The organism is Kerstersia gyiorum, from assembly GCF_004216755.1.
GTDB classification, from domain to species: Bacteria; Pseudomonadota; Gammaproteobacteria; order Burkholderiales; family Burkholderiaceae_B; genus Kerstersia; species Kerstersia gyiorum.
Window position 1 is genome coordinate 144,156 of the sequence record NZ_SGWZ01000004.1, and the last position, 3,906, is coordinate 148,061.

The window sequence follows — 3,906 nt, forward strand, 5'->3', positions numbered from 1 at the left end:
ACATCTCGACGCTGCAGGGCGATGTCTCCACGGCGCAGGGCAACATTTCGACGTTGCAGGGTGACGTCTCCACGGCCAAGAACAATATCTTGACGCTGCAAGGGGACGTTTCGACGGCCAATACCAATATCGCTGATCTGCAAAACGACCTGGCGCTGCTGCAAGGCGGCACGACGACGGCCGACGGCTATTCGGGTGTCAAGTACTTCCGCGTGAAGTCCGATGGCGACGATGCCCAAGCGACGGGCGACGACGCGATTGCAATTGGTCCGAATGCCAACGCTGCGGGCGCGGCTTCGATTGCCGCTGGTGTTGATAGTTTAGTCAAGGGGGCAAGCTCTATCGCTGTCGGCGAGCGTGCGACGGTTGATTCCGAGTTCGTGACGAACGCCATTGCTATCGGTACCGATGCCGCCGTTCAGGGCAAGGACAGCAGTGGTGCCGTGGCCCTGGGTAGCAATTCCGTAGCTTCCGCTGCCAATGCAGCGGCGCTGGGGGCAGGTGCAAACGCCAGCGGTGCGAACGCCGTTGCGCTGGGCAACGCTGTTGCTGCTGGCGGGAATGCGCTGGCGGCCGGCAATGGCGCCAACGCGCTCTCGCCTAACAGCATCGCCCTGGGTGTCGATGCAGGCAAGGGCACGCAAGGCACACTGGCCGATGACCGTACGTCGCATATCGCGATCGGTACCGGTTCGGGCCAGAATGTCGTTGGCAATCAGACGGTTGCTCTGGGCTACGGTGCAGGCTCCAATGTTTCCGGCGACCAGAATATCGCTGTGGGTTCGCAAGCTGGTTCGGGTGTGGACGGTGACTTGACTGTCGCCATTGGTTACCAGGCCAACAAGGACATCGGCGTAGCGGATCACGCCGTGGCACTGGGTGCCTTGACGCAGGCTGGCCGCGATTCCGTGGCTGCGGGCTACGGCGCAGTGGCTTCCAGCGAAGGCGCGATTGCCATCGGCACGAACTCGAACGTCAGCAGCGGGCAGGGCGTGGCCCTGGGACGCAACGCCAACGCAGTGGGCGCCAGCGTGGCGCTTGGCACCAATTCAGTGGCAACGCTTACCGATGCGCAAGGCACGGGTTTCCTGACCGGCAGCAACTTCAATGATGGCAGCGTCGTCTCTGTGGGCAATGCGGGCCAGCAACGCCGTATTGTTAACGTCGCTGATGGTTCCAATAACTATGATGCGGTCAACGTCGGGCAGCTCAAGGCCTCGCAGATCAGCGTGGCCAATCTGGTTGGCGTGACCGTTGATAGCACCACTGGCGAGTACTCCAAGATTACGGTAGGCAAGGATATCAACGGTCAGGATATCGTGGTGGATACCGTTGCCGAAGGCCTGGAACTGCTGGGTAGCGGCGCTGTGGTTTCCGTATTGCCCGCTGACGCAGTCAAGTACAACGCCGCCGGCCAGATCAATAACGTGACGGCAGGCACACTAGCGACAGATGCTGTCAATGTTGGCCAAATGAACACCGCAATCGCGGAAAAGGGCGCCAAGTACTACAGCGTAAATTCGGTCAACCCGACGAACCGCGACAATTCCGGCGCTACCGGCACTGACGCCATTGCGATCGGGCCGGAGGCCGGCGCGACCAAGAATGCCGGTGTGGCCGTCGGCCTGCAATCCCGCGCCGAAGGCAACGAAGCGACCGCTATTGGCTACAACAGCAATGCGCTGGGCAATCAGTCCAGCGTACTGGGCAATACCAGTTTTGCCTATGGGGATCGCAGTGTCGCAATCGGCAGCGAAGCCCGCAGCAACGGCGAAAATTCCATCGTCATGGGGACCAATGCACAGGCTGACGTGAAGGTTCCTGGCGCAACGGTAGACAATGCCATTGTGATTGGTACCGACGCAGAAGTGTCGGCCGACTACGGCATTTCCCTGGGTTTTGATGCAACGGTCAACCAGGACCGTGGCATTGCTCAAGGTTACAAGGCAGCGGCCACCGGCGAGGATGCAACGGCTATCGGCAGCAATGCCCATGCGTCTGCGACCAATGCGTTTGCCAGCGGTACGAATGCCCAGGCTTCGGGCAACAATTCGATCGCTTCCGGTACGAACGCCCACGGGTATGCCAATAGCGGTATTGCACTGGGTGATGGTGCGGTATCTGGCCGTCAGGTGCTGGTGCCGGACGACTCCTTGCAGAATTTCAACTCGATCGCCGTGGGTACGGCATCCAAGGCGACGGCACTGAATGCCAGCGCCCTGGGGCGCACGGCGGAAGCAACTGAAGAGCAGGCGCTGGCGATCGGTGACGCTGCCAAGGTCAGCGGCAAGCAGGCGACTGGTGTCGGGGCCGGTAATACGGTTTCTGGCGCACAGGCATTCGCGGGCGGCGCCGGAAACACGGTCGGTGGTGCAGGCGCCAGCGTGGTTGGCAATGAAAATAGCGTGGCGGCTGCTGGTGCGGGTGCATTCGGCAACGACAATACGCTGACGAATCGCGCCACGAACAGCCGCATCGTTGGTAATGGCAACCAGATCACGGCTGCCAACTCCTTCGTTGTCGGCAATGGCAATGACCTGAACGTCGGTGACGCCTTCGTGCTGGGCAATGGCGCTTCCGTGGCGAACGCTGGCGGCGTGGCCATCGGCTCGGGCAGTGCTTCTACTGCAGCTGCGGGTGTCGCCGGTTATGCGGCCAATGCCGGTCACAACACGTTGTCCAATCTGAATGCCGTTTCGGCGACCGTCAGCACAGCTGCTGCTGTTGCTGTTGGTTCGGATTCGGTGCGTCGCCAGATTACCGGGGTGGCAGCAGGTACCGCAGATACCGATGCCGTCAACGTGGCACAACTGAAGTCCACGGGCTGGAACATCGCCACCGGCAACACCAGCGGCACGACAAATACCACCCATGTCAGCTCAGCTAATGGTGATATCGTGGATATCGGCCTGGCGACTGGTGAAAACAATCTGGACGTGACGCGCTCGACCTCGGGCAATACCACGACCATCGCCTATTCCTTGAAGAAGAACCTCGACCTGGGCAGCGCAGGTAGTGTCAAGACGGGCGATACGACGCTGAACAATGCTGGTGTGCAGATCGCCAATGGAGGCAATGTCACCAACGTCGGCGCTGGCTCCTTGAGCGTCAGCAACGGTTCTAACACCGTTACCGTCAACAGCAGCACCGGTACGGTCAATGGTCTGACGAACAAGACTTTCAATGCCAATAGCTTCACGAGCGGCCAGGCGGCTACCGAAGACCAGCTCAAGCAGGTGAGCGGTGATCTGACCACGTTGGGCTTCGCGATCGAAGATGAATCGGGCAACAAGATCCAGAAGAGCCTGGGCGAGTCTGCACCGATCGTCGGCGACGGCAATATTGAAACGGCCGTACAAAATGGCAAGCTGGTGGTTGGTCTGGCGGATAACGTCAATGTCAGCCAGAACCTGACGGTAGGCGGCAATAGCAGCGTTGCGGGCAACAGCTCGGTGGGCGGTACGCTGAACGTGGCCGGTTCCACGACGCTGAACAACACGCTACAAGTAGCTGGCAGCACGACGCTGGCAGGTGGCGCCACCATTGGCAACAATCTGACGGTCAACCCGTCTACCAACGTCAACTTCGGCGGCAATCAGCTGCATGGCGTGGCGGAAGGCACCCTGGGAACGGATGCCGTCAACGTTAATCAGTTGAACTCCACCAAGCAGGACATCATCACCGAGGGCTTTGCGCTCAAGGCTCAAGATGGCCAGACGGTGCAGAAAAAACTGGGTGAAGCGGTCGACGTGGTCGGCGGCGACACCAATGTCGTCACCTTGGTGGATAACGGCCAGGTCAAGGTCAAGCTGGCCGACAGCGTGTCGATCAAGGACAATCTGACGGTGGGCGGCAATAGCAGCGTGGCGGGCAACAGCACGGTGGGCGGCACGCTCAACGTGGCTG

1 protein-coding gene is annotated in these 3,906 nt (G+C 60.4%); it reads left to right on the forward strand.

Features of this window, described 5'->3' with window-relative positions; all coding sequences use genetic code 11:
- The coding region (locus EV679_RS12645) for a beta strand repeat-containing protein (RefSeq protein ID WP_207224929.1) at positions 1–3,906 on the forward strand (3,906 nt) is incomplete at both ends.